A 2,563-nucleotide genomic window follows, 5' to 3' on the forward strand; every position below is an offset into this window, starting at 1 on the left:
GGGAAGTTCGGCGCGACCGCTCCCTCTCCCGCGAAGCGGGGGAGGGTCGGGGTGGGGGTCATCGTCACGTCGACCCGCCTGAGACCTACAGCATGAGGCTGAGCGGCTGCTCGACGATGCGCTTGAACTCGGCGATCCACTCCGCCGCCAGCGCGCCGTCCACGATGCGATGGTCCACGGAGAGCGTGCAGGTCATCACCGTCGCGATGGCCAGCGCGCCGTCCTTCACCACAGGCCGCTGCTGCCCGGCGGAGACCGCCAGGATGCCCGCCTGCGGCGGGTTGATGATGGCGGAGAAATCGCTGACGCCGTACATCCCCATGTTGGAGATGCTGAAGCCGCCGCCCTGGAATTCCTCGGGCTTCAGCTTGCCGGCCTTCGCCCGCGCGGCGAGGTCCTTCATCTCGTTGCTGATCGCGGCCAGGCCCTTCTGGTCGGCCTTGCGGATGATCGGCGTGATCAGCCCGTCGGGGATGCTGACGGCGACCGAGATGTCCACGTCGTCGTAGAGGATCGCCGCCTCGTCGGTCCAGGAGGCGTTGACCTTCGGGATGCGCCGCAGCGTCACCGCCGCGGCCTTGATGACCATGTCGTTGACCGAGAGCTTGAAGGCGCCGGGCCCATCCTTCGGGGAGGCCGCGTTGAGCTGCCCGCGCAGCTTCAGCAGCGCGTCCAGCTCGATGTCCATCGTGACGTAGAAATGCGGGACGGTCTGCTTGGACTCGGAAAGCCGCCGCGCGATCACCTTGCGCATCGTGCTGTGCGGCACCGCCTGATGGGGGGCGGTGATGGGCGCCGCGGGCGCGGCCGGCTTCGGGGCGGTCGCCGGTGCCGCGGCAGCCGGCTGCGGGGCGGGTGCCGCCTTCGGCGCCGGCCCCTTGGCCAGCGCGGCGTCCACATCCGCCTTCACGATCCGCCCGTTCGGGCCGGACCCGGCGATGCCGGACAGATCAAGCCCCGCCTGCTGCGCCATGCGCTTCGCCAAGGGGGACGCGACCACGCGGTCGCCGCCCTGGGTCTTCGGCGGATCGGGCTGCGGGTTGAAGCCCTGGGCGGCGCCGGGGCTTGCCGGGGCGGGCGCGGTCTTCGGCCCCTCGGCCGCTGCGGGCGTCGCGGGCGCCGGCGCGGGCTTCGGCTCGGGCGCTGCATCTGCTTTCTCGCCCGGCTCGACCAGAACGGCGATCACGTCGTTGACCTTCACGCTCGCCGTGCCGTCGGGGACGAGGATCTTGCCGAGGATGCCCTCGTCCACGGCCTCCACCTCCATCGTCGCCTTGTCGGTCTCGATCTCGGCGATGATGTCGCCGGCCTTGACCTGGTCGCCTTCCTTCTTGAGCCAGCGCGCCAGCGTGCCCTCCGTCATGGTGGGCGAGAGCGCGGGCATCAGGATGTTCGTCGCCATGATCCCGCCTCCTTACCGGTAGGTGACTTTGCGCACGGCCTCGACCACCTGCTCCAGCCGCGGCAGGGCAAGCTTCTCGAGATTCGCGGCATAGGGCATCGGCACGTCCTCGCCGCAGACCCGCACCGGCGGGGCGTCGAGGTCGTCGAAGCAGTGCTCCAGCACCTGCATCGCGATCTCGGAGCCGATGCCGGCGAAGGGCCAGCCTTCCTCCACCGTGACGATGCGGTTGGTCTTGCGCACGCTGCGCGCGATCGTCGCGATGTCGAGCGGGCGGATGGTGCGGAGGTTGATCACCTCGGCGCTGATCCCCTGCGCCGCCAGCGCCTCGGCCGCCTGCATGCAGAGGCCGACGGTAATGGAGAACGACACCAGCGTGACGTCCGTCCCTTCCCGCTCGACCTTCGCCTGGCCGATCGGCAGCACGAAATCCTCGGCCGTCGGGCAGTCGAAGGTGTGGCCGTAGAGGATCTCGTTCTCGAGGAAGATCACCGGGTTCGGGTCGCGGATCGCGGCGCGCAGCAGGCCCTTCGCATCCGCCGCCGACCAGGGCGCGATCACCTTGAGGCCCGGGATATGCGCATACCAGGAGGCGTATTCCTGGCTGTGCTGTGCCGCCACGCGCGCCGCGGCGCCGTTCGGGCCGCGGAAGGTGATCGGGCAGCCGAGCTGGCCGCCGGACATGTAGAGCGTCTTGGCGGCGGAATTGATGATGTGGTCGATCGCCTGCATCGAGAAGTTGAAGGTCATGAACTCCACGATGGGCTTCAGGCCGGTGAAGGCGGCGCCGACCGCCATGCCGGTGAAGCCGTGCTCCGTGATCGGCATGTCGAGCACGCGCTTCGGGCCGAATTCCTCCAGCAGGCCCTGGCTGATCTTGTAGGCGCCCTGGTACTGCGCGACCTCCTCGCCCATCAGGAACACGTCGGGGTCGGCGCGCATCTCGGCGGCCATGGCGTCACGCAGCGCCTCGCGCACGGTGATCGGCTTCGTCGGCCCCCAATCCTTCTCCGCCGCGGCGACGGGGGCGGCGGGGACCGACGGCGCGGCGGCTGGCTGGGGCGCGGCGGCGGCCGGTGGGGGGGCCCCCCCCGGGCCCCGGGCGGGCGTCGCGCCCGCGCCCCCCGGGCGCCGGGCCGGCGGCGGGGTTGCCCCCCCCCC

At 71.0% G+C, this 2,563-nt stretch carries 2 protein-coding genes; both read right to left on the reverse strand.

Annotated features, from left to right (window positions below; all coding sequences use genetic code 11):
- Positions 1–85: 85 nt before the first annotated feature.
- Positions 86–1,402 (reverse strand): pyruvate dehydrogenase complex dihydrolipoamide acetyltransferase, encoded by a 1,317-nt coding sequence (locus tag AC1MIR_RS04425; RefSeq protein WP_480026953.1) that lies wholly within the window; start codon positions 1,400–1,402, stop codon positions 86–88.
- A 12-nt stretch (positions 1,403–1,414) separates the two neighbouring features.
- A partial coding sequence (locus tag AC1MIR_RS04430; protein ID WP_480026954.1) for a pyruvate dehydrogenase complex E1 component subunit beta occupies positions 1,415–2,563 on the reverse strand: 1,149 nt, incomplete at its 5' end.

This window comes from Falsiroseomonas sp. RANM36 (assembly GCF_056682175.1).